Source organism: Robertmurraya sp. DFI.2.37 (genome assembly GCF_029211245.1).
Classification (GTDB): Bacteria; Bacillota; Bacilli; order Bacillales; family Cytobacillaceae; genus Robertmurraya; species Robertmurraya methanolica_A.
The window spans coordinates 24,656-47,239 of sequence record NZ_JARGEJ010000038.1 but is presented as its reverse complement, the minus strand read 5'-3'; the positions used below and the strand labels follow the sequence as shown (position 1 = coordinate 47,239).

The following is a 22,584-nucleotide window of genomic DNA, read 5'->3' as shown; positions in this document are numbered from 1 at the left end:
GACATGTGGAGCTGACTGATACTAATCGTTCGAGGACTTAACCAAATAAAAGTGGAAAAAATCCGCTTGATAAGATTCTCTGTAATTTCTCTTCTTCATCCATTATCTAGTTTTGAAGGTACAAAGCTTTTTGCGTAAGCAACTAAGTTTCATCACCTTTAATCCAATAGTCCGGTGGCGATAGCGAGAAGGTCACACCCGTTCCCATACCGAACACGGAAGTTAAGCTTCTCAGCGCCGATGGTAGTTAGGGGCTGTCCCCTTGTGAGAGTAGGACGCTGCCGGGCAAAACATCTTAATTAAAGAATTGCGAATCATACCGATTAGGCGTCTTCTTAGAAGTACTAACTGAAATCGGAACAGTCCTTTACCATGCTAGAAGCATAAGCTATTCTAGCTTAATATTATTATCGCGGGGTGGAGCAGTCTGGTAGCTCGTCGGGCTCATAACCCGAAGGTCGCAGGTTCAAATCCTGCCTCCGCAATCGACTTTTCAATTAAGTAAGACTTGAAGAAGTAAGGAAAGCTATTTTCTCCTACGTCCAAAAAGACAAAGGAAAGCTATTTTCTCCTAACGTCGAAAAAGCTTAGGTCCGGTAGTTCAGTTGGTTAGAATGCCTGCCTGTCACGCAGGAGGTCGCGGGTTCGAGTCCCGTCCGGACCGCCATTTATGAGTGTAAAACGAAACTTAGTTTCGTTTTTTTTTATGCGCATACGCATGTTTTTGCTCATTCTTGTGGTTTAAGGTAAACTACAGATAGAGGAAAGGTACTTATTATGCAAGTACTTAAAAACATCCTTAGGAGCAGAAGTCCTAAGGTTTTTTCATATCTGTTGTATTTGTGATCAGCACTGTTATTTACAATTGAATTCAGTTCATGTATTTGAGAAAGTAAGATATTTTAATGCGATGTTCAAACAACATATAAAATTTAGTGCGATAATATAAAAACAAAGATATTTATATTTTAAATAGATTTAGGTGATAAATGAATATGAATGAATATACCATTACTTCGAAAAATCCTGCGGAAACAATGGAGTTGGCAAAACGTTTAGCTGCTCTATTAAAGCCCCAGGATGTCATTACCTTAGAAGGGGATTTAGGTGCGGGTAAAACCACTTTTACAAAGGGATTAGCTGAAGGGTTGCACATTAAGAAAACGGTCAATAGTCCAACATTTACAATTATTAAAGAGTATAATGGAGATCTTCCACTGTATCATATGGATGTTTATCGATTAGAGGATTCTGATGAAGATTTAGGCTTTGATGAATATTTTGAAGGTGATGGCGTGACCGTCGTCGAATGGGCCCATCTAATTGAAGAGCAGCTCCCAAAAGAAAAGTTAATGATTCGTTTAAGGCATGGGGTCAATGATACAAGGTTAATCACGTTGATGCCACAGGGTGCCCGTTATGAGGAATTATGTAAGGAGTTAGGAATATGAAGGTTTTAGCCATTGATACATCGAATTACGCTTTAGGAATTGCCGTCATCGATGAAGAGAAGGTAATTGGAGAATATATAACGAATGTAAAGAAGAATCATTCCATTCGTGTGATGCCTTCAATTGAAACATTATTAAGAGATTGCGATCTTACTGCAAAAGATATTAACAAAATTGTGGTTGCCCAAGGCCCCGGCTCCTATACAGGTGTAAGAATAGGTGTGACAATTGCAAAGACGTTAGCTTGGACATTAAATATTCCACTCGTTGGAGTGTCTAGCTTAGAAATACTAGCAGCCGCTGTTGGAAGATACTTTTCGGGAGCGGTCTCACCTCTTTTTGATGGGAGACGTGGACAAATTTATACAGGTCTGTATCAATATAAAAAAGGAAAGTTAGAAACGGTAGAAGGCGACCAAATTCTTCAATCGCGAGACTGGGCGGAGCAGTTGTGTTCTTCTTCAGAACCAATTCTTTTTGTAGGGAATGACCTGCCTTTGCATCAAGGTGTAATTGCAGAAATAATGGGGGAGAAGGCTCAATTTGCTGAAATTACCGAGCAAAATCCACGGCCTGCAGAGCTAGCCTTTCTCGGTATGGATAGAAATGGCGTTGATATTCATTCCTTTGTCCCGAACTATATTCGACTGGCAGAAGCGGAAGCTAAATGGATCGAAGCGAACAAAGCAAAGAACTCTAACTAAGGAAGAGAGAGAAATGACTAAACAACTGACATTTCGTGAGATGGAAGAGAAGGATATCGATCAAATTGTGTTCATAGAAAATGAGTCCTTTACCAGTCCTTGGAGCCGAGAATCGTTTGTAAATGAATTAACGAAAAATCGATTTGCATTATATACGGTTTTAGAGGATGAGGATGGAGTTTTTGGATACTGTGGGGTATGGATTATTGTTGATGAGGCACATATTACCAATATTGCGGTACTGCCGAAGTATCGCGGTAAAAAATTAGGGGAAGCTCTATTAAAAAAAGTAATGGAGATTGCGAAGGAAAAGGGTGCGAAGACAATGACATTAGAAGTAAGAGTGTCCAATCATATTGCCCAATCTCTCTATCGCAAACTTGGCTTTCAAAATGGAGGAATCCGAAAAAGCTATTATACCGATAATCATGAAGATGCATTAGTAATGTGGGTGAATTTGTAATGAAAAAAGAACAATATATTATGGGAATTGAGACAAGCTGTGATGAGACCGCTGTAGCGATTATAAAAAATGGTCGAGAAATCATCGCGAATGTCGTTGCGTCACAAATTGACAGCCATAAGCGCTTTGGGGGAGTTGTTCCTGAAATTGCATCGAGGCACCATGTTGAACAATTGACGATTGTATTGGAAGAGGCGCTAACAAAGGCTAATTTAGAGTTTAAGGACATGGATGCAATTGCTGTAACAGAAGGGCCTGGACTTGTTGGGGCATTGCTAATTGGTGTTAATGCTGCGAAGGCTTTAGCGTTTGCACATGGAATACCGTTAGTTCCCGTACATCATATTGCTGGTCATATATATGCTAACCGAATTGTGGCAGAAATGAAATTTCCGCTATTAGCACTAGTGGTCTCTGGTGGACATACTGAACTAGTATATATGAAGGAGCATGGCCATTTTGAAGTAATTGGGGAAACAAGGGATGACGCTGCTGGAGAAGCTTATGATAAGGTTGCAAGAACGCTAAACCTCCCATATCCAGGTGGGCCACATATTGATAAAATGGCACAGGCTGGAGAGGCGACGATTCCATTGCCGAGAGCATGGCTGGAAGAGGATTCGTATGATTTTAGTTTCAGCGGATTAAAATCGGCAGTTATCAACACTGTCCACAATGCTGAACAACGTGGAGAGAAGCTAATTCCTGAAAATCTAGCCGCTAGCTTTCAAGAAAGTGTCATTGATGTGTTAGTTACGAAAACATTAAAAGCAACAAGGGAATATAATGTTAAACAAGTATTGTTGGCTGGAGGCGTTGCAGCGAATAAAGGGCTTAGAACAAGGTTAGAAGCAACGTTTTCCACAGAAAAAGTGGAACTTGTGATTCCGCCTTTGTACTTGTGCACAGATAATGCAGCTATGATTGCTGCAGCAGGAAGTATTTTTTATGCTAAAGGGCAACGTGCAAAGCTTGATTTAAATGCTAATCCAGGGTTAGATATTACGAGTCACAACCAATAAATACGATAGTGAGAATAGCCCGAGTAATCGGGTTATTTTTGTGGATAAGACCTTATTCCTTGTGGAAAATGTGGATAAATAGATGATTTTTTGTGGATAATGTGGAAAAGTTTGTGGAAGGCATTAATATAAAGGTTTGAAATGTGGACAATTATGTGGAAAATAAAAACCGGGATAGTGTTGCTATCCCGGTGCTTCATTTCTGAAAATTATTCTGCCAATTCAGTCCATTCTTCAAGGAGGTGCTCTAACTGTTCTTTTGCCTGCTCTGTTTCAGTCGTAAGGTTTAAGACTCTCTCGTGATCTTGAAAAATGTCGGGCTCACACAACAATTGTTCATTTTTTTCAATCTTTCCTTCGAGCTCCTCAATCAGCTGTTCAATCTCTTCAATTCTTCTTTTTCGTTGCCGTTCTATTTTTTTGGCTTCCTTATCCTGTTGATAACTTGTCTTTTCTTGCTTTATTTGTCGATCGGCTGTTGATATCATTTTTTGTTCCAATGCTTTTAACTCTTCAAACTCGAGTTTTTTCTCGACAAAATAATCATAGTCACCGAGAAATTCGGTTGCGGAATGGGGGCTAAGCTCCAATACTTTTGTCGCAATCCGATTAATAAAATAGCGATCGTGTGATACAAATAAAATGGTTCCAGGGTAATCAATTAAAGAGTTTTCCAATACTTCTTTGCTGTCTAAATCAAGATGGTTTGTCGGTTCATCTAAAATAAGAAAATTAGCCTTTTTCATCATTAGTTTGGCTAAAGCTAGTCGCGCTTTTTCACCACCACTTAAAGTTGAGACAGTTTTTAATACATCATCTCCAGAGAAAAGAAAATTCCCTAATACTGTGCGAATATCCTTTTCGTTCATTAAAGGATAGTCGTCCCACAATTCATTTAAAACCCTTTTATTGGATGTTAATTCAGCCTGCTCCTGATCATAATAGCCGATAGTTACGTTTGAACCAAAGTGAATATCACCAGCCAGTTGGGGTAATCGACCGATAATTGTTTTTAATAGAGTGGATTTGCCAATTCCATTTGGGCCAACAAGGGCAATACTGTCTCCCCTTGTGAGGCGAAAGGAGAGCCCTTCACTAATTTTTTCACTGTCGTAACCGATTGCTAAAGAGTCTACTTTTAATACGTCATTTCCACTTTGTCTTTCGATGTCAAAGCCAAATGAGGCTGATTTTTCATCACCAAGAGGCCTGTCCAACACTTGCATTCGTTCTAATTGTTTTCTGCGACTCTGCGCCCTTTTAGTTGTGGAAGCGCGTGCTAAGTTACGTTGGATAAAGTCTTGAAGTTTAGCGATTTCTTCCTGCTGTTTCTCATATTGTTTCATCTCGCGCTCGTAGTTCAATGCCTTTTGTTCTAGATAGGCACTATAATTCCCTGTATATCTTGTGATGTTTAAACGCGAAATTTCATACACTTGGTTCACGACTTTATCTAAGAAGTAGCGATCATGGGAAACGATAAGAATAGCACCAGAATAGCCCTGTAAGTAGTTTTCCAACCATGAAAGAGTATCGATATCAAGATGGTTTGTCGGTTCGTCAAGAATTAAAATATCAGGCTTCGTTAACAATAGCTTTCCTAAGGCAAGTCTTGTTTTTTGCCCGCCGCTCAAACTCGAAATCTTTGTTGAGTAATCAATAGAATGGAAATTTAATCCATGCAAAACAGAGCGAATATCTGCTTCGTATTGATAGCCGCCGTTTTCTTTGTAGGATACTTGCAGTTGATCATACTCTTTTAAGATTTTTTCATACTCTGTTGAATGATTAAAGACAGCCGGATCAGCCATTTTTTCTTCTAATTGTCTCAGCGATCGTTCCTGTAATTTTAAATGCTGGAATACCGTCAACATTTCATCCCAAATGGAATAATTCGATTCCAGTCCGGTTGTTTGCGCTAAATATCCAATCTCGACACCCTTCGGTTTAATAATCTCGCCACTTTCATAAGACAGCTGTCCAGCGATAATTTTTAGGAGTGTCGATTTTCCAGCGCCATTTCGTCCAACGAGTGCAATCCGATCCTTTGTTTGTACCTCTAGTTTTATATTCGTTAAGATGGGGTCAGCCCCATATGATTTTGATAGTTGATTTACTTGTAATAGTATCATTGGTTTCACCTCAATATGTCTAGGAATAGTGTAACGTAGAACCTTAAGAACAGCAATTAAAGAAGATTTTTCCTGGCATTCTTCATTATGAAGAGATACGTTTTTTCCTCATAAAAGAGAAATTTATTGTGAAGATAATAACAATATTTTCACAAAGATCACAAAATAGTGTATCATTTGAAGTGAGGTGTTTGATAATGGCAGAGTTTACCCATTTTAATGAAGAAGGCAGAGCAAAAATGGTTGATGTTAGCGATAAGAAGGAAACCGTAAGAACGGCAATTGCTAACTCTAGTATTACAGTAAATAAACAAATTTACGAGCAAATTACCCAGCAGCAAAATAAAAAAGGGGATGTACTTGCAGTTGCTCAAGTAGCAGGTATTATGGCTTGTAAGAAAACAGCGGATATTATACCAATGTGTCATCCACTTCCATTGACAGGAGTGAATATTTCATTCAAGTGGGCAATAAAGGATGAGAATTATGAGTTAAAAATTGCTGCATCTGTTAAGACAAAAGGAAATACGGGAGTAGAAATGGAAGCGTTAACAGCAGCTTCGGTTTGTGCGCTCACAGTGTATGATATGTGTAAGGCAGTTGATAAAGGCATGGTTATTGGTCAAACGTATTTAGTGGAAAAGACTGGTGGTAAAAACGGCGATTTTAAAAGGGAAGAAGAAGTAAAATAAGGTTTAACTCGTTAAAAAAGGACTATATAGGGGTGGGGGAAATAAAATGAGTAACGATACAGTGAAAATACCTCAAGCAACGGCAAAGAGACTACCGTTATATTATCGCTTTTTAAAGAATTTACATTCTTCAGGAAAACAGAGGGTTTCCTCTGCTGAGCTAAGTGAAGCGGTGAAGGTAGATTCAGCAACAATCCGGAGAGATTTCTCCTATTTCGGTGCTTTAGGAAAAAAAGGCTATGGTTATAATGTTAATTATTTGCTAACCTTTTTTCGTAAGACCCTTGATCAAGATGAGTTAACAAAAGTTGCGTTGATTGGTGTCGGAAATCTAGGTACTGCGCTGCTTCATTATAATTTCTTGAAAAATAATAATACAAAAATTGCTGTTGGCTTTGATGTTGAAGAGGCGAAGATCGGTACAACGATCGGGGATGTTCCTATTCATCATATGGACGAGCTTGAAAAAATAATTACAGAAATGGGCATTACAGTAGCAATTTTAACGGTACCAGCTCCATTTGCCCAAACGATTACAGACCGACTCGTAGCAGCTAATGTTAAGGGAATCCTTAATTTTACACCAGCAAGACTAACTGTACCAGCGACAACAAGAGTTCACCATATTGATCTGGCTGTGGAGCTTCAATCATTGGTGTATTTCCTTAAGCATTATGGAGTAGATGAGGAAGAGGAATAATTTTATGACAAAAGGCATGAACTCGGTATAACTAAGTTCATGCCTTTTTTATGCTGTTTATTTTTTATCTTTTTGAATGGCTTTTACTTTGAAGTGAAAGAGAACCATTCGAATCCCACTTCCGAAATCAAAGGTAGCTAAAATGACGAATAAATAGGTGAAAATTCCCCATTCGCCATTACGCTGTACATCCTGGACGGCAAAATAGGTAAATAAAAGTCCAAGAACAATATAAAGGATACCTGAGAACAAAGGTGTTCGTATCATAGAAAAAGACCTCCAATGAATCTCTGAATAGATTCTGCTTCTCGTAGCATTCGTTCAATATCTTCTTTAAAAACAGATTGCACGAGAACAACAAAGGTGTTCATGGCAACATGAGCGATGATTGGAACAATAATTCGTTTTGTTTTAATATAGAGAAAAGCAAAGGTAAAGCCCATTGCCGAGTACAGCAATAAATGTTCGATTTCTGCATGGGCTAAGGCAAAAATAACAGAGCTTATTATGGCTGAGAGAAAAAAGTTCAGCCGCTTATAAAGTGAGCCGAAAATAATTTTACGAAAAACGATTTCTTCCAGAATGGGTCCAATAACAGAACTGACAATGACAACAACTGGAAAGGATTCAATCAAAGAGAGGATTTGCTGTGTATTTTCAGAGCCCATATCTATTCCTAACCAACTTTCAATATTGGCAGCTAACCCTTGAGCAAATAACGCGAGAAATACGCCAGCGATCGCCCAAACAATTGAGGCTGAAACAGAAGCAGTCTCTCGATCCAAGCTTGGTTGCTTCATTTCTTTACGCAAAAGGAATAAAGTCGCGAGCAAGGCTACGGAAAAGCTGAAGACAATCCAAATAACGACAGCGTAGACAGCCATCTCCTCTATACTATATCCAATTAACACGCCGCCAAATGTTAAAGCTGGCACTCCTAAAAAAGTTGAAAGTTGCATCGTAATGTAAATGATTAAAATGTACCAATATTCCTTTTTCAAATTATGATTCCCCTTTTAAACATAACTAATGATGCACTAAAACCATTCTACTAATAAAATTGCTAAACGTACAAATAGTTGCCTTAAAATATTTGTCGATGGATATTTTTTCAAAAGTAGTACATACTTTGAAAGGTTATATGCAAGAAAGAGCCGGCAGGAAATGAGGCGCAGTACGATCTAAAAATTCATGTAAAAATTTGTGTTAATTTTTTTAAAAAATCGTGCATGATACTTGCAAAAAAAAAGAGAATTCATTAATATATTAATTGTGTTAGCACTCAAAGTGTGCGAGTGCTAATAAATATTACATAATATTTATTGAGGAGGTTGTTTCACTTGTTAAAGCCATTAGGTGATCGCATTGTTATTGAGCTTGTTGAAACGGAAGAAAAAACTGCAAGCGGTATCGTTTTACCAGATTCAGCTAAAGAAAAGCCTCAAGAAGGAAAAATTGTAGCTGTTGGTACTGGTCGTGTACTAGACAACGGTGAGCGTGTAGCTCTTGAAGTTTCAGTAGGTGATCGCATTATCTTCTCAAAATACTCTGGTACAGAAGTGAAGTATCAAGGTCAAGAGTATTTAATTTTACGTGAAAATGACATCTTAGCTGTTGTCGGCGAATAAGATTTTAAAATTATGGCTGTTTTAATATAAACATTATTTAAGGAGGTTTTTTCAAATGGCAAAAGAGATTAAATTCAGTGAAGATGCTCGCCGCGCGATGCTACGTGGTGTAGATGCTCTTGCAGATGCAGTGAAAGTAACCCTTGGACCAAAAGGTCGTAACGTGGTTCTTGAGAAAAAATACGGATCTCCGTTAATTACAAATGACGGTGTAACCATTGCAAAAGAAATCGAATTAGAAGATGCTTTTGAAAACATGGGAGCAAAGCTAGTTGCTGAAGTTGCAAGCAAGACGAATGATGTTGCTGGGGACGGAACAACTACAGCTACAGTACTTGCACAAGCGATGATTCGTGAAGGCTTAAAGAACGTAACTGCGGGTGCTAACCCAATGGTTATCCGTAAAGGTATTGAAAAGGCTGTTGCTACTGCAGTTGAAGAATTAAATGCTATTTCTAAGCCAGTTGAAAACAAAGAAGCAATCGCTCAAGTTGCTGCGATTTCTGCTGCTGACGAAGAAGTAGGGAAACTAATCGCAGAAGCAATGGAGCGCGTTGGTAACGATGGCGTTATCACAATTGAAGAGTCTAAAGGATTTACGACAGAACTTGATGTAGTAGAAGGTATGCAATTCGATCGTGGATATGCATCTCCATACATGGTAACAGACTCAGACAAAATGGAAGCAGTTCTAGAAAATCCATATATCTTAATTACTGATAAGAAAATCAGCAACATCCAAGAAATTTTACCAGTGCTTGAGCAAGTAGTTCAACAAGGCAAGCCATTATTATTAATTGCTGAAGATGTTGAAGGTGAAGCTCTTCCAACATTAGTATTGAATAAGCTACGTGGTACATTCAATGCTGTAGCGGTAAAAGCTCCAGGATTTGGTGACCGTCGTAAAGCAATGCTTGAAGATATCGCTATCCTAACTGGTGGTTCTGTCATCACAGAGGATCTAGGATTAGAGCTTAAATCTACAACAATTGAGCATCTTGGACGTGCAGCTAAAGTTGTCGTTACAAAAGAAAATACAACAATCGTGGAAGGTGCTGGAGATTCAGCGCAAATCTCTTCACGCGTTGCACAAATCCGTGCTCAAATGGAAGAAACAACTTCTGAATTTGACCGTGAAAAATTACAAGAGCGTCTTGCTAAATTAGCTGGTGGAGTAGCAGTTGTTAAAGTGGGTGCTGCAACAGAAACTGAGCTTAAAGAGCGCAAGCTTCGCATTGAAGATGCATTAAACTCAACTCGCGCTGCAGTTGAAGAAGGTATTGTATCTGGTGGTGGCGTTGCCCTACTTAATGTATACAATAAAGTCGCTGCTATTCAAGCAGAAGGCGATGAGCAAACAGGTGTTAACATCGTCCTTCGTGCCATCGAAGAACCAGTTCGCACAATCGCTGCAAACGCTGGTCTTGAAGGATCTGTCGTTGTTGAGCGCTTAAAGCACGAAGAAATCGGAGTTGGCTTCAACGCTGCAACAAACGAATGGGTAAACATGATCGACGCTGGTATCGTGGACCCAACGAAAGTTACTCGTTCTGCACTTCAAAACGCAGGTTCAGTCGCTGCTATGTTCTTAACAACAGAAGCAGTTGTCGCTGACAAGCCAGAAGAAAACGCTGGCGGCGCTGCAATGCCTGACATGGGCGGCATGGGTGGAATGGGCGGCATGATGTAATAACGAAAAGCGGAAACGGCTTGTTCAGCCCCGACAAGCATATGACGATCTAGGAAAGAAGGCGCTCTTTGCCTTCATTCCTAGAGTGGCTTATGACCTCGAGGGGCTAGCCGTTGCAGCTAGACATTATGTCACCAAACCCTGATATATAAGGATTTTATGTAAGATAAGAGTGAAAAGTTAACATTTTGCTAACATTGAGGTTTTTAACGGAGGCTTCTCATTAGTTCATTGAACTTTTGAGAGGCTTCTTTTTTTATTTTTGGGGATATTTTCGCTTCTTCCTTTTATGTTCGGGTAGAACTTGTAGAAAATTGCTCTCTGGTCTTAAACCGTATGGCTATTACTAAGATGTGGACATTGTTGATTCGCAGGATTTCTTAACTGTCTATTAGCGAGGAAGTTGATGTCTATGAAAGTGAAATAAATAGACGCATGTATTCCTCCCTTTTCATTAGGTACGATTGACTACAAACAAAATAGGCGGGGGCGTTCTTAAATAAAAATATACTTGTTATTATAAATATTCTCATAAATGATATTGACAATCATTATCAATTAGAAGTAAGATAATAGTTGTGTGATAGTAATGATAATCATTATCAATTATAAAGGGATAATTGAAATGATTATTTGAAAAGTTGGAGCTGGCTTGACAGCGATAATTATTATCTTGTTTTATGTTGTAGATATGCCTGTGTTTTATAGAGATAAAGAGTATTTTATGAGGGCATAAAAAAGAACAAAGATAGTCAATTTATCAGTTCAATAGGCTCTGAATTTTAAAAATTTATAATACATAAGGAAAGAGGTAAGAGAGATGGGGAAGTTTAAATTAACTGTCATTATGGCCATTTTTATTTTGATGTTGGCGGCATGTTCAAGTGCGGATAATGCAAATAGTGAACCTGAGGATAATGAACCTGAAGCAAGTGAGCAAGAAGAGGAGGCAACCGAACCTGCAACAGTTGAAATCACTGATGCACACGGAACGGTTACGGTTCCTGTAAATCCCAAGAATGTAGTAGCTTTGGATAATAGAACGTTTGAAACGTTGGCTGATTGGAATATTGAGTTAGCTGCTGTACCAAAAGCGGTAATGACCTCGGATTCACCGTATGTATTAGATGAAAACGTTCAAGATATTGGGAATCACCGTGAGCCAAACCTTGAAATAATAGCGGCTGTAGACCCTGAGCTTGTTTTCGTAGGTCAAAGGTTTTCCGGATATTATGAAGATATAAAAAAATTAGTGCCAAATGCTGCTGTTATTGATCTAAATGTTGACGTTTCTGAGGAAGCCAGTGCGCCTGGAGAAAATTTAGTAAATGGATTTAAAGAAACTACCCTTAATTTGGGGAAAATTTTTGATAAAAATGAAGAGGCTGAACAATTGATAGCTAGTTTTGAGCAGGCGATTGAAAAAGCTAAGTCTGCGTATAATGGCAGCGATAGAGTGATGAGTGTTATCGTTTCAGGTGGAAATATAAACTTTTCAGCTCCGCACACTGGACGTGTTTGGGGTCCGTTATTTGAAATTTTTGGATGGATTCCAGCTTTAGAAGTTGAGAATACGACTACAGATCACCAGGGTGATGAGATTTCAGTTGAGGCGATTGCACAAAGTAATCCTGATTGGCTCTTCGTCTTAGACCGTGATGCTCCAATATCCGGTGAAACAGATAAAGTCCCTGCTCAGGATGTAATCGACAATTCACCTGCTCTTCAAAACACAACGGCTGTTACTGAAGGACAAATTATTTATGCACCAATGGATACTTATTTAAATGAATCAGTGCAAACTTTTATAGAGTTATTTGAAAACATGGCTAATACTTTAGCTAAGTAGTGTGAAGGAGTTTAACGCAGTGCCTAAAAATATCATCACCGGGATTGAGAGATTTTCTCAATCCCGGTTTTATAACCACAATAAGATTTGGACAAAACCCTTTATATTAGCCATTATCATTGTCATTGGTTTAGGTGTTATTTCGCTGTTTACTGGAGTTTATGATATAGCTGGGCAAGAAGATGGAATGGAAATGTTTTTTATCACTCGTGTCCCAAGAACAGTTGCACTTATGCTTACTGGAGCCGCCATGGCAATGGCAGGACTCGTTATGCAGCTAATTACACAGAACCGTTTAGTTGAACCTACCACAACGGGTACGATGGAGTGGGCAGGTTTGGGACTCCTTGTTATTTATTTATTTGTTCCAGGACCCTCTTTAGTACTTAGAATGACTGGTGCAATCATTTTTTCTTTTGTAGGAACGATGATTTTCTTTTTATTCTTAAGAAGGGTTAGACTTCGTTCCTCTTTAATTGTTCCGATTATTGGTCTGATGCTAGGGGCAGTTATTTCTGCTGTTTCCACCTTTTTAGGACTCTTTTTCCAAATGACACAAGTAATTGAAGGATGGTTTGTTGGTTCTTTTGCCTCTGTTCAAGCCGGAAGATATGAGTATTTATGGATTATTGTCATCGTTACAATTCTTATTTTTATTTATGCGAATAGGTTAACTTTAGCTGGTCTGGGGGAAGATGTTGCCACAAGTCTTGGAGTCAATTATAATACGCTCCTTCTTTTGGCTAATGGCCTTATTGCAGTTGCAGTTGGTATTGTTGCAGCAGTAATTGGGAACTTGCCATTTCTAGGTTTAATTGTTCCCAATATTATTTCCATGATTAGGGGAGACGATCTTAAAAGTAATCTGCCTTGGGTATGTGTGAGCGGAATGGGGACGATTACTCTTTGTGACATCATTTCTCGAACCATTATTATGCCTTTTGAAGTGCCGGTCTCTTTAATCCTTGGCACAGTAGGCTCAGTCGTATTTATTACGATTTTAATGAGACAAAGGAAATCAAGGAGGCTAAGATGAACGCGTTGGAGTATAGAAAGAAAGAGAATGTTAAGCTCGATATTAGCCTTCATAATGAAAGTAGAACTGCTAGAGCTTTTCGTACGAAGAAAGATGAAAAACGATATTGGTTTCTGCTCATTTCATTAATTGCTCTTGGTCTTCTTTTTTCCTACGGACTTTTAGTGTATAACAATCCGGTTCCGATCGATTCACCTTCTTTTATTCCCGTTGTTGAAAGAAGAATCGGAGCTGTCGTTGCCATGCTTATTGCAGCAGTTTGCCATAGCTTATCGACTGTTGCGTTTCAATCGATTACGAATAATCGAATTATCACTCCTTCACTTTTAGGCTTCGAATCACTTTACTCAGCTATTCATACGAGTACAATGTTTTTATTTGGAGCTAGTGCAATGGTGAGCTTCAGTGGGATTGGGCCATTTTTTCTTCAAGTTAGTCTTATGGTTTTAATGAGTTTGCTCCTTTATGGATGGCTGCTCTCGGGGAAATATGGGAATTTACAGCTTGTGCTCTTAGTTGGAATTATTATCGGAACTGGGTTGAATACGGTGTCGGCTTTTATGAGAAAACTTCTTGCGCCATCTGAGTTTGACCTATTGCAGACAAGATTGATTGGTTCTATCAATAATGCGGATGCTGAATATTTTCCAATTGTTATTCCGATGGTCACCGCTGTTGCCTTATTGCTTTTTGTTTTTTCTAAGAAATTAAATATATTGTCACTTGGTAAAGATGTCTCTACTACTTTTGGCGTTAAATACCAATCTAATATTATTTATGCACTTGTATTAGTTGCTGTTTTGATGTCCATTTCAACGGCTGTAGTGGGCCCTCTTACTTTCTTTGGATTTTTAGTTGCTATTTTGAGTTATCAAGCGGCGCCAACTTATGACCATCGATATATTTTTCCAATGGCTCTTGCTATAGGGTTCTTTGTCTTAACAGCTGCCTACTTTTTCATGTACCATGTAATCAATCTTCAAGCTGTTTCCGTATTTATTGAACTGTTTGGCGGAATCCTATTTCTAATTGTAATTTTAAGGAAGAGGTCTCTATGATAAAAATTGATAATGCTAGAAAGATGTATACGGATGAAGTAAAGATTGGACCATTAAATATTGAAATACCAAAGGCTGGGTTTACTTCTTTAATTGGACCCAATGGTGCTGGAAAGTCTACGACTCTTTTGATGATTGGAAGACTTTTAAACATGGATGAAGGTCAAATTATGATTTCTAGTATGGATGTATCTTCTTCAAAATCAAATGACTTAGCGAAAATCGTCACTATTTTGCGACAAGAAAATCATTTTGTAACGAGGCTTACGGTTAGACAACTAGCTGGATTTGGACGATTTCCATATTCAAAGGGGAGATTGACGAGCGAAGACGAAGAAATTATTTCTAAATATATCGATTTTTTAGACTTAACAGATTTGGAAGATCGATATTTAGATGAGCTATCAGGCGGTCAAAGACAAAGAGCATATGTTGCAATGGTTTTGTGCCAAGAGACAGAATATGTACTATTGGATGAGCCTCTGAACAATCTCGATGTTGCTCGTTCTGTTCAAATGATGGAGTATTTAAGACATGTTGTGAATGATTTCGGAAGAACTATTCTGACTGTTATGCATGATATAAATTTTGCAGCTAAATATTCTGATCGAATTTGTGCTATGAAAGATGGGCAAATTGCGGCATTTGGAACAGTAGAAGAGATTATGGACTCAGAACTTTTGACAGACATTTTTGAAACGAAAATAGAAATTATTGAGGGTCCGTATGGGCCGATAGCTGTATATTAGTCACTAAGTTTTAAAAATTTCATATAGTCAAGAAATCTAATAGATCATTAGCCCAAATTATAACCGCCATTCTATTTGCGGTGTTTAGAAGAAGGAATATTCAATTTCCTATTAGGTGCATTTTCTTAAGAGCTATAGTTTCAATCCATTTATTTTTTATATCTATATTAGATGGTAAGGCAGTTTATCATGGAGGGAGGATATATAATGAAAGTATATTGGACAAAAATAAATAAGATTATTGAAGAAACGCCGGAAGTTCGAACGTACCTGCTCGCCTGTCCGCAAGACTTTACATGGGAAGAAGGTTCTCACACTCACTTTGCACTAGAGGGGTTTAATGCTGGAGATAAACCAAACCGCAGTTTGATTCGCCATATGTCAATCTCCACTTTACCCTATGAAGAAGCGATTGGCATCACAACTCGTATTAGAGAGCAATGCTCTGAGTTTAAAACGATATTAAAGAATCTTAAAGTCGGAGATGAAGTTGCCATATTTAAAACGCATTCAAATGTACCACTGAAAAGAGAAGGGAAAAATGTTTACTTATTGTCATCTGGTGTAGGTCTGGCCACTTTCAGATCAATTGTACTTGAATATTTTAGACGAGCAGACAACGTGAGTCGTGTTCATTCTTTAAACATCCGTTCAGCAAAAGAGTTCTTATTTACAGATGTTTTTGTATCAGCACCTGATCAGAAGTTTACATCACAGTTTGTCGATAATCGTCACGACTACTATGAAGAAGTGAAGAATCTTGCTGCAGACAATGATGGTCTTTACTATGTTGTTGGCAGTAATGAATTTATCGTACAGAATCTTGATGTTCTGCGTGTGAAGGGGATCAAGGCGGGACAGATTATACTCGATAAGCATGAGCAACAATTGGCAGAGTTTTTATCATTTTAATGGAATGGAGGGTTAAGGTAAGAATACGAGAATATGGCCATTTTCTATTGACGGATTGCTGTACACTTAATTAAATATCATAAGAAACTTACATTACTTTGCTGTATCTCGCTTTCTAATTTAATGATCGACAAATCTACTAGTAATAGAAAATTTCATTCCTCTAGAAAAAACACGGATTGCTCTTAAACAGGAGTAATCCGTGTTTTTTTTATTATTGAGGGGTAAAATATGGAAACTCGCACATAATAATATCGTTATAACAATAGAAGGTTAGGATGAATGACGATGAAACAAATGAAAAAACACACACAACCTAGAAAAAGCAATGCCATGTATCAAAGACATGAAAGGAAACTAGTATGGCTAACCTTTATTGTGGCGGCAATTATGCTTTTATCTATTATTGGCAGAGTTGTAGGCGGATAAAGGAGGGAATGGATTGATTAATGAGGAGGCAGTTTACTACAGTAGGATCCTGACAGAAACTACATTATCATTTCATATTATATATGCAACCTTAGGGGTAGGCGTACCTCTAATGATCATGATTGCCCACTGGGTAGGTATAAAGAAAAATGACGAACATTATATATTGCTTGCTCGAAGGTGGACAAGAGGGTTTATTATAACGGTTGCTGTGGGGGTGGTTACAGGTACAGCAATTGGATTACAGCTTTCTTTATTATGGCCGAATTTCATGGAGTTGGCGGGAAATGTAATCGCTCTACCATTATTTATGGAGACGTTTGCGTTCTTTTTTGAAGCGATTTTTCTAGGCATATATTTGTATACTTGGGATCGGTTTGAAAATCAACGAAAGCATTTATTACTATTAATTCCTGTTGCAATCGGAGCATCCTTTTCTGCCGTATTTATTACTATTGTAAATGCATTTATGAATGCCCCGCAAGGATTTGATTTAATAAATGGAGAGCTGGCAAATGTCAATCCAATCATGGCGATGTTTAATCCAGCGATGCCTACTAAAGTATCCCATGTCGTGGGTACAGCCTTTATGACTTCAGCCTTTGTACTTGCTTCTATTGCGGCATTTCGTTTGCTAAGAGGTTCGAACCATATTTATCACAAAAAGGCACTCCTTTTAACCATGAAGATTGGATTAATCTTTTCTCTGACTTCTTTAATTGTTGGGGATTTGTCTGGAAAATATTTGGCAGAATATCAACCTGAAAAGCTTGCAGCGGCAGAATGGCATTTTGAAACGAGTGAAAGTGCTGAACTGATTCTACTCGGATTTATGAATGAAGATGAAGAAATTAAGTATGCAATAAAAATTCCGTATGCATTGAGTATTCTAGCTCATGGATCACCGACAGCAGAAGTGATAGGTTTGGATCAGTTTGCTGAGGAAGATATACCTCCATTGTATATCCATTATCTCTTCAATATTATGGTTGTAATAGGGATGATGATGATAGGGGTGTCCCTGTTATTCCTTATTGGCAAAGCTAAAGGGTGGTCTATTGTTGAGTCAAAGCCGTACCGGTGGTTAATCGTTTTGGGCGGACCACTAGCAATTATAGCTATCGAAGCGGGTTGGTGGTTAGCAGAAGTAGGGAGACAACCGTGGATTCTCCGCGGAATCATGCGTACAGCAGAAGGAGCTACTACGAGTAATCATGTAAATCTTATGTTGCTTTTATTCTGTGGTCTCTACTTAATTCTAGGTGTGGGCTCAGTAGTTGTTTTGGTTAGAATGTTTCGGATGAATCCAGTGGAAAGAGAATTGATGGATAGAAAAGGGGAAGTGCATAGATGAATCTGAACCTAGAAATTATTGGGATTATTGTTCTCTGGACATTTCTATTCGGCTATATTATTGTAGCCTCCATTGATTTTGGCGCTGGTTTCTTTAATGCATATGGAATCTTTACCAATAAGCAACATATTCTTACGAAAATTATTCAGAGATATTTATCCCCTGTTTGGGAGGTAACCAACGTATTTTTAGTTTTTTTCTTTGTTGGAATTGTCGGTTTTTTTCCAAAAACCGCCTACTATTATGGAACGACTTTATTGGTACCTGTTAGTATTGCTGTTATCTTATTGGGGATACGCGGTTCGTATTATGCGTTTGAGACATATGGAGCACGTTCACATAAGGGATATGCTTTCATGTATGGTTTGTCAGGTTTATTATTACCAGCAGCACTTTCGATTGTCTTAACAATTTCAGAGGGCGGCTTCATTTTTATTGAAAATGGGAACCCGGTTCTTGATTATATGGCCTTATTTATGAGTCCGCTTACATGGAGTATTGTTGTGTTGAGCCTATCAGCTGTATTGTATATTTCTGCTGTGTTTTTAACCTGGTATGCAGATAAAGCAAATGATACACCTGCGACTGAATTGCTCCGCCGTTATGCATTAATTTGGGCATTGCCTACCATCATTACAGCAGGAGGAATTATTTACGAGTTAAGATTTCATAATGCGGATCATTATGAGGAGATTTTATCGTTTTGGTGGATGTTTTTAATTTCAGCTTTATTATTCATAGGAACAGTATGGCTGCTCTGGAGACGGAAAAATTATGGTATAGCCTTTAGCTTGCTGATTGGCCAATTTGCATTTGCGTTTTATGGTTATGGGATATCTCATTACCCATACTTACTTTACCCACATCTAACGATATATGATAGCTTTACGAATGAGGCTATGGCTTTGGCTCTTATTATTGCATTTATTGCAGGTCTAGCCTTACTCATCCCTTCCCTGTATTTATTATTGAAGCTATTTTTATTTAATAAGGATTATGTTAGAGGAAACTCAGAGCATAAGCATTGAGGGGGTTATAGGATGGATGCATTTTTAGTCTTTGTCGCACCGTTTTTAGTGATTGGAACAGGGATAGCGGTGTCGTTCTGGTGGGTACAAAAGGATGGGGTTATCCGAAAGGAAGAATGAAAAACGATGTTTTGCGGCATGCATTTTGGACACTGTGAAGGCAGTGCGTGATTTGAACTTGCTGACTATAATTTAAACGTGTTTTATGCTTTTTTAGGGTGTGTCTTTGGAATATTTAACTTAATACTTGTTGAAATATAAAAAGCAGACGGTTTAGAAGTGCGATCATTCATTTCTAGTGGACCTTCCGCTTTTTTTATGTCTAGGACTATTTGGAAGTGCATATTTCAGTGATTTGTTTGAGCAACGATATTTTCTATTGGAGAAATTGAATATCTTTTTCAGATATATACTTGAAAGAAGTATATATCTTTGTTAAATTTATGATATGGATAGAACGAGTTTAATTAAAGGTCATTTAGAGATGTGTGTGTTATCTATTTTGTCAAAGGAAAAAAGCTATGGTTATGAAATTATGAAGGAGCTGGAAGAGCACAATTTAAAATTGAAAGGAGTAGGGAGCATTTATCCCATTCTGACTAAGCTTAAAGATCAGGAGTTGGTTAATACGTACCGCGAAATGACAGATAACGGGAAGGTTAGAGTTTATTATGAGATCAATGAAAAAGGGATAGTGCATCTTCAGAACAAAATCAATGAGTGGTTGGAATTACAACAAGATATAAAATCCCTTCTGCAAACTGGCTCGAAAGGAGATTATTTGAAATGACAATGAAATTGAGCATGGCAGAACAACAATTTTTAGATGAGGTTTTGGAGGAGTTAAAGCAATATCAAATAAGTTCAAAGAATAGAAGGAACATCAAACAACAGCTTTTAGAACATATTCAGGAATCCCGTGAACATGGGGAAGATTGCATAAAGGAGTTAGGAGATCCAGCAACATTAGTCAAAGATTTTTTAGAGCTCAATGGAATAGATCTTTATTCTGAAAATAAACAGCTACGAAAATTAAAAGATAGGAAAGGAATACTATTTGTTATCGGATTCTTTACATTAATCATAACCTATCTTGGCTCCCAGCTAATACTATCGATGTTTTTAACTGAATCCTTTAACCCACAGACGACTAACAGTTCATTTAATTATAATATCTTTTATCAAATTTCGGATAACTCATGGTGGAATTCCATGTTAATGATTATCAGTATTTCAACGTCTTGTTTAGTATCCTTGGTTGTTATAAAACTTCTTGTGCGAAAATTAAGCATTAGATGAAGAAGACAATGAAAATCTTAGCATCTAAATTAAAATTTACATTAGTATGTTTCGTATTCGTTTTGCTGATTTTATTTTTACCAATCTCACAAATCTCCGCAGAACAACACCTCAAGAGCGCACTTGACAGCTATGTCGAGACCTTTTTAGAAGAACATCGCATTCCAGGAGCTTCTATTGCTCTTGTTCATGAAAGTAGGACCGTTTATCTCAAGGCTTGGGGGATAACTGGAGAATCGAAAGAAATAGTAACAACTGAAACTCCCTTTACGATTGGATCGATAAGTAAATCCTTAACCGGCTTAGCCATTATGAGATTAATTGAAGAAGGCACCATTCGTTTAGATGATCCGGTTCAAAAGTATCTGCCATGGTTTACCCTTAAAGACAATCAAGCTGCATCCCAAATAACGCTCAAACATTTATTAACACAAACCAGTGGGATAAGTACATATTCTGGCTTATCCATCTCAGATAGAGAAGCTAAAGATTTGAATGCAATAAGGGAAAATGTAGAAAGGCTATCGAAGGTTAAGTTGACCGCCGCACCTGGGGAAAAACATCAATACAGTAATGCGAATTTTTTAATTCTAGGGGCTCTCATTGAAGAAGTTACAAATCAAACCTATTCGGAGTACATGGAGGAACAAGTTTTTTCGCCGTTAGGAATGAACGATGCGGCTGCTGATTATAGCACAGCATTAAAAAAGGGCTATGCTGCGGGTTACCAGTCATGGTTAGGAATCCCTCGAAATAGCGCAGTTACCTATGATAATGGAGGCGCACCATATGGATACTTAACCACAAGTGCAAGAGACATGGTTCAGTACATTAAATGGCTTAGTCAGCACGAGAGTAATCATAATTTTTTAAGTGAAGAGACTATGAACCTATATATGAATCCTTATGTTCAAACTGGTGAACATCGTTTTTATGGTCTTGGTGTCAGAATCTCTAACCCAGATACTGAGGAAGAGATGATATGGCATTCAGGTTCAACTCCTGATTCTCATGCAGAAGTATTCTTTATACCCGCAACGGGTTGGGGAGGAGTAATACTTACGAATAAGAATCATATTTTTGAAGAAAAGGGGCTTATCTACTTAAAACAAGGGATTATCAACATATTAAATGGAGATGAGCCGGTGGATATACCTCGATCTAGTCCTATTGTTCAAGTTATTTTGATAGGGATTATTTCTTTACTCCTTGTACTTTCCATTTATTTGCTTGTAAGAATTCAATCAAGGAAAACTGGTAAAAGTAATAGTTGGCGTATCACTGGTATGCTACAATTAGCTGTCTCTATTGCTATCATTCCGGTACTAGTCTATAGTACGGGAGCTCCATGGCATACGATCAAAGTATTTGCTGCTGATGTTGCATTATTAACTAAAATAATTGTTATTTTGATGGCTTTGAACGGCGTATTATCAATCTATATTTCATCTAAAGATTTAAGGAAGACCATAAAAAGAACTGGCTTGCGCAATCCCGTAAAAACGGTATATCGCAGCTAAAGATATTACCGCATTTTTGCACTCATGGTTAACATTAATACGTTTAGCAGACTGCGAGCGGTATGATGTAATTACGGTTTTATATATGATTTTCTTTTCTTGTCTTCGTTTTATAAAAAACACGGCAACCTATGACATAAAAATTTTCTATAGAGAAGGTCTTTCATCAGTTAGCTAAACTGTTGGGAGGCCTTTTCTTTGTCATTTTAATAAAAACTATTTCGGATAGTCTAAATATTGAGCAGAATAGTTTGGTATAATATAGTTGTTAATTTTTGGTTTATATTAAAATAGATTGATAGGAGCACAGTGATATGGAGCTGGATTTCTTTGAGGCATTTAAAATGGGATTAGACCTACTTTGGTCTATCATCACAGCTGAACCTTTATTAACTTTAGGATTGATAGTATTTTTGGGTGGTTCCCTTATACTTGCATTGATCGTTAATGTGCTGAGGGAACGAAAACTGAGAAAGTCAGGTATTTTAGAGGTTGATAAAATGTCAGGCAGGAAGTTCGAAGAATTTCTTCAAGCATTGTTAAAGTCTAAAGGTTATTATGTACAACTAACACCAGCAAGTGGAGATTATGGTGCAGACCTTATTTTATCCTCTAAAGATAAGAAAATTATTGTCCAAGCTAAACGATATAAGAAGAATGTTGGCGTAAAAGCTGTACAAGAAATAGCCTCTGCAAAGAATCATTACAGGGCTGATGAGTGCTGGGTAATTACGAATAGTTTTTTTACTGAACAGGCTAAAAAGCTAGCTTCCTCAAACGAGGTAAGGTTGATTGATCGCAAGCATTTAATGACTTGGATGCTACAGCAAACTAAAGAAGATAAAGGGGTTATCTAATATTTTATAAG

General features: G+C 37.8%; 24 protein-coding genes, 2 tRNA genes and 1 rRNA gene. 24 read left to right on the top strand and 3 right to left on the bottom strand.

The window, feature by feature from the left end; translation table 11 throughout:
* The first annotated feature begins 170 nt into the window (after nt 1–170).
* The 7 genes from rrf (at nt 171) to tsaD (ending at nt 3,640) form a co-directional block, all read left to right on the top strand.
* Nucleotides 171–287, top strand: a 5S ribosomal RNA gene (rrf, locus tag PZE06_RS17835).
* Between the two features lie 124 nt (nt 288–411).
* Nucleotides 412–485, top strand: a tRNA-Met gene (locus tag PZE06_RS17830).
* 105 nt (nt 486–590) lie between these two features.
* Nucleotides 591–667 (top strand) — tRNA-Asp (locus PZE06_RS17825).
* A 328-nt stretch (nt 668–995) separates the two neighbouring features.
* The gene (tsaE, locus tag PZE06_RS17820) at nt 996–1,451 is read left to right on the top strand and encodes a tRNA (adenosine(37)-N6)-threonylcarbamoyltransferase complex ATPase subunit type 1 TsaE (RefSeq protein ID WP_150917226.1); all 456 of its coding nucleotides are present in this window, start codon (nt 996–998) and stop codon (nt 1,449–1,451) included.
* Complete coding sequence (gene tsaB, locus PZE06_RS17815) at nt 1,448–2,155, top strand: tRNA (adenosine(37)-N6)-threonylcarbamoyltransferase complex dimerization subunit type 1 TsaB (protein ID WP_150917224.1); 708 nt, start codon at nt 1,448–1,450, stop codon at nt 2,153–2,155. Before tsaE ends, tsaB begins: the two co-directional genes overlap by 4 nt.
* A 13-nt stretch (nt 2,156–2,168) precedes the next feature.
* Entirely contained in the window at nt 2,169–2,618 is a 450-nt protein-coding gene (rimI, locus tag PZE06_RS17810; protein ID WP_150917222.1) for a ribosomal protein S18-alanine N-acetyltransferase, read from the top strand.
* Nucleotides 2,618–3,640, top strand: coding sequence for a tRNA (adenosine(37)-N6)-threonylcarbamoyltransferase complex transferase subunit TsaD (gene tsaD / locus PZE06_RS17805; protein ID WP_150917220.1), 1,023 nt, complete (start codon nt 2,618–2,620; stop codon nt 3,638–3,640). Before rimI ends, tsaD begins: the two co-directional genes overlap by 1 nt.
* A 209-nt stretch (nt 3,641–3,849) precedes the next feature.
* On the opposite strand, the gene PZE06_RS17800 is transcribed toward tsaD, so the two are convergent.
* A complete protein-coding gene (locus tag PZE06_RS17800) occupies nt 3,850–5,772 on the bottom strand; it encodes an ABC-F family ATP-binding cassette domain-containing protein (protein ID WP_150917218.1) in 1,923 nt (640 codons plus the stop codon).
* A 197-nt stretch (nt 5,773–5,969) separates the two neighbouring features.
* Here PZE06_RS17800 and moaC point away from each other — a divergent pair, with 197 nt between their 5' ends.
* On the top strand, nt 5,970–6,464 hold the full coding sequence (gene moaC / locus PZE06_RS17795) for a cyclic pyranopterin monophosphate synthase MoaC (protein ID WP_150917216.1): 495 nt from the start codon (nt 5,970–5,972) through the stop codon (nt 6,462–6,464).
* A 46-nt stretch (nt 6,465–6,510) separates the two neighbouring features.
* A complete protein-coding gene (locus PZE06_RS17790; RefSeq protein ID WP_150917214.1) occupies nt 6,511–7,164 on the top strand; it encodes a redox-sensing transcriptional repressor Rex in 654 nt (217 codons plus the stop codon).
* 57 nt (nt 7,165–7,221) lie between these two features.
* On the opposite strand, the gene PZE06_RS17785 is transcribed toward PZE06_RS17790, so the two are convergent.
* Nucleotides 7,222–7,431: a YdiK family protein gene (locus PZE06_RS17785; RefSeq protein WP_095312965.1), complete on the bottom strand. Its 210-nt coding sequence runs from the start codon at nt 7,429–7,431 to the stop codon at nt 7,222–7,224.
* Nucleotides 7,428–8,165, bottom strand: coding sequence for a CPBP family intramembrane glutamic endopeptidase (locus PZE06_RS17780; protein ID WP_150917212.1), 738 nt, complete (start codon nt 8,163–8,165; stop codon nt 7,428–7,430). Before PZE06_RS17780 ends, PZE06_RS17785 begins: the two co-directional genes overlap by 4 nt.
* 339 nt (nt 8,166–8,504) lie before the next feature.
* On the opposite strand from PZE06_RS17780, the gene groES reads away from it, so the two are divergent.
* The 15 genes from groES to PZE06_RS17710 all read left to right on the top strand — a co-directional run bounded on the left by groES (nt 8,505) and on the right by PZE06_RS17710 (nt 22,573).
* Nucleotides 8,505–8,792 carry a co-chaperone GroES gene (gene groES, locus PZE06_RS17775; protein WP_095312961.1) on the top strand — a complete coding sequence of 96 codons (288 nt, stop codon included), beginning with the start codon at nt 8,505–8,507 and terminating at the stop codon, nt 8,790–8,792.
* A gap of 55 nt (nt 8,793–8,847) precedes the next feature.
* Nucleotides 8,848–10,482, top strand: a complete 1,635-nt coding sequence (gene groL, locus PZE06_RS17770; protein WP_095312959.1) for a chaperonin GroEL — start codon at nt 8,848–8,850, stop codon at nt 10,480–10,482.
* Between the two features lie 820 nt (nt 10,483–11,302).
* Nucleotides 11,303–12,331, top strand: a complete 1,029-nt coding sequence (locus PZE06_RS17765) for a siderophore ABC transporter substrate-binding protein (protein WP_150917210.1) — start codon at nt 11,303–11,305, stop codon at nt 12,329–12,331.
* A 19-nt stretch (nt 12,332–12,350) separates the two neighbouring features.
* On the top strand, nt 12,351–13,367 hold the full coding sequence (locus tag PZE06_RS17760) for an ABC transporter permease (protein WP_150917208.1): 1,017 nt from the start codon (nt 12,351–12,353) through the stop codon (nt 13,365–13,367).
* The gene (locus tag PZE06_RS17755) at nt 13,364–14,425 is read left to right on the top strand and encodes an iron chelate uptake ABC transporter family permease subunit (protein ID WP_150917206.1); all 1,062 of its coding nucleotides are present in this window, start codon (nt 13,364–13,366) and stop codon (nt 14,423–14,425) included. Before PZE06_RS17760 ends, PZE06_RS17755 begins: the two co-directional genes overlap by 4 nt.
* Nucleotides 14,422–15,174 carry an iron ABC transporter ATP-binding protein gene (locus PZE06_RS17750; RefSeq protein WP_150917204.1) on the top strand — a complete coding sequence of 251 codons (753 nt, stop codon included), beginning with the start codon at nt 14,422–14,424 and terminating at the stop codon, nt 15,172–15,174. The genes PZE06_RS17755 and PZE06_RS17750 overlap by 4 nt, the downstream gene beginning before the upstream one ends.
* A gap of 207 nt (nt 15,175–15,381) precedes the next feature.
* Entirely contained in the window at nt 15,382–16,086 is a 705-nt protein-coding gene (locus PZE06_RS17745) for a ferredoxin reductase domain-containing protein (RefSeq protein WP_150917202.1), read from the top strand.
* Between the two features lie 288 nt (nt 16,087–16,374).
* Nucleotides 16,375–16,515 carry a hypothetical protein gene (locus PZE06_RS17740; RefSeq protein WP_170943635.1) on the top strand — a complete coding sequence of 47 codons (141 nt, stop codon included), beginning with the start codon at nt 16,375–16,377 and terminating at the stop codon, nt 16,513–16,515.
* A 13-nt stretch (nt 16,516–16,528) separates the two neighbouring features.
* Nucleotides 16,529–17,869 carry a cytochrome ubiquinol oxidase subunit I gene (locus tag PZE06_RS17735; RefSeq protein WP_137744718.1) on the top strand — a complete coding sequence of 447 codons (1,341 nt, stop codon included), beginning with the start codon at nt 16,529–16,531 and terminating at the stop codon, nt 17,867–17,869.
* 2 nt (nt 17,870–17,871) lie between these two features.
* A complete protein-coding gene (locus tag PZE06_RS17730; protein WP_137744722.1) occupies nt 17,872–18,897 on the top strand; it encodes a cytochrome d ubiquinol oxidase subunit II in 1,026 nt (341 codons plus the stop codon).
* 12 nt (nt 18,898–18,909) lie between these two features.
* Entirely contained in the window at nt 18,910–19,017 is a 108-nt protein-coding gene (cydS, locus tag PZE06_RS32115; RefSeq protein ID WP_377982158.1) for a cytochrome bd oxidase small subunit CydS family protein, read from the top strand.
* A 328-nt stretch (nt 19,018–19,345) separates the two neighbouring features.
* Nucleotides 19,346–19,687, top strand: coding sequence for a PadR family transcriptional regulator (locus PZE06_RS17725; RefSeq protein WP_095312948.1), 342 nt, complete (start codon nt 19,346–19,348; stop codon nt 19,685–19,687).
* Nucleotides 19,684–20,196: a DUF1700 domain-containing protein gene (locus tag PZE06_RS17720; RefSeq protein WP_095312946.1), complete on the top strand. Its 513-nt coding sequence runs from the start codon at nt 19,684–19,686 to the stop codon at nt 20,194–20,196. Before PZE06_RS17725 ends, PZE06_RS17720 begins: the two co-directional genes overlap by 4 nt.
* 8 nt (nt 20,197–20,204) lie before the next feature.
* Nucleotides 20,205–21,716, top strand: coding sequence for a serine hydrolase domain-containing protein (locus tag PZE06_RS17715; protein ID WP_150917200.1), 1,512 nt, complete (start codon nt 20,205–20,207; stop codon nt 21,714–21,716).
* A 314-nt stretch (nt 21,717–22,030) separates the two neighbouring features.
* Complete coding sequence (locus tag PZE06_RS17710; RefSeq protein WP_225310723.1) at nt 22,031–22,573, top strand: restriction endonuclease; 543 nt, start codon at nt 22,031–22,033, stop codon at nt 22,571–22,573.
* Nucleotides 22,574–22,584: the final 11 nt, after the last annotated feature.

Bases quoted from the DNA above. Each gene is read 5' to 3' on its own strand.
- tsaE (WP_150917226.1), top strand. From the start codon at position 996: ATGAATGAATATACCATTACTTCGAAAAATCCTGCGGAAACAATGGAG.
- tsaB (WP_150917224.1), top strand. From the start codon at position 1,448: ATGAAGGTTTTAGCCATTGATACATCGAATTACGCTTTAGGAATTGCC.
- rimI (WP_150917222.1), top strand. From the start codon at position 2,169: ATGACTAAACAACTGACATTTCGTGAGATGGAAGAGAAGGATATCGAT.
- tsaD (WP_150917220.1), top strand. From the start codon at position 2,618: ATGAAAAAAGAACAATATATTATGGGAATTGAGACAAGCTGTGATGAG.
- PZE06_RS17800 (WP_150917218.1), bottom strand. From the start codon at position 5,772: ATGATACTATTACAAGTAAATCAACTATCAAAATCATATGGGGCTGAC.
- moaC (WP_150917216.1), top strand. From the start codon at position 5,970: ATGGCAGAGTTTACCCATTTTAATGAAGAAGGCAGAGCAAAAATGGTT.
- PZE06_RS17790 (WP_150917214.1), top strand. From the start codon at position 6,511: ATGAGTAACGATACAGTGAAAATACCTCAAGCAACGGCAAAGAGACTA.
- PZE06_RS17785 (WP_095312965.1), bottom strand. From the start codon at position 7,431: ATGATACGAACACCTTTGTTCTCAGGTATCCTTTATATTGTTCTTGGA.
- groL (WP_095312959.1), top strand. From the start codon at position 8,848: ATGGCAAAAGAGATTAAATTCAGTGAAGATGCTCGCCGCGCGATGCTA.
- PZE06_RS17765 (WP_150917210.1), top strand. From the start codon at position 11,303: ATGGGGAAGTTTAAATTAACTGTCATTATGGCCATTTTTATTTTGATG.
- PZE06_RS17755 (WP_150917206.1), top strand. From the start codon at position 13,364: ATGAACGCGTTGGAGTATAGAAAGAAAGAGAATGTTAAGCTCGATATT.
- PZE06_RS17750 (WP_150917204.1), top strand. From the start codon at position 14,422: ATGATAAAAATTGATAATGCTAGAAAGATGTATACGGATGAAGTAAAG.
- PZE06_RS17745 (WP_150917202.1), top strand. From the start codon at position 15,382: ATGAAAGTATATTGGACAAAAATAAATAAGATTATTGAAGAAACGCCG.
- PZE06_RS17740 (WP_170943635.1), top strand. From the start codon at position 16,375: ATGAAACAAATGAAAAAACACACACAACCTAGAAAAAGCAATGCCATG.
- cydS (WP_377982158.1), top strand. From the start codon at position 18,910: ATGGATGCATTTTTAGTCTTTGTCGCACCGTTTTTAGTGATTGGAACA.
- PZE06_RS17725 (WP_095312948.1), top strand. From the start codon at position 19,346: ATGGATAGAACGAGTTTAATTAAAGGTCATTTAGAGATGTGTGTGTTA.
- PZE06_RS17720 (WP_095312946.1), top strand. From the start codon at position 19,684: ATGACAATGAAATTGAGCATGGCAGAACAACAATTTTTAGATGAGGTT.
- PZE06_RS17715 (WP_150917200.1), top strand. From the start codon at position 20,205: ATGAAAATCTTAGCATCTAAATTAAAATTTACATTAGTATGTTTCGTA.
- PZE06_RS17710 (WP_225310723.1), top strand. From the start codon at position 22,031: ATGGAGCTGGATTTCTTTGAGGCATTTAAAATGGGATTAGACCTACTT.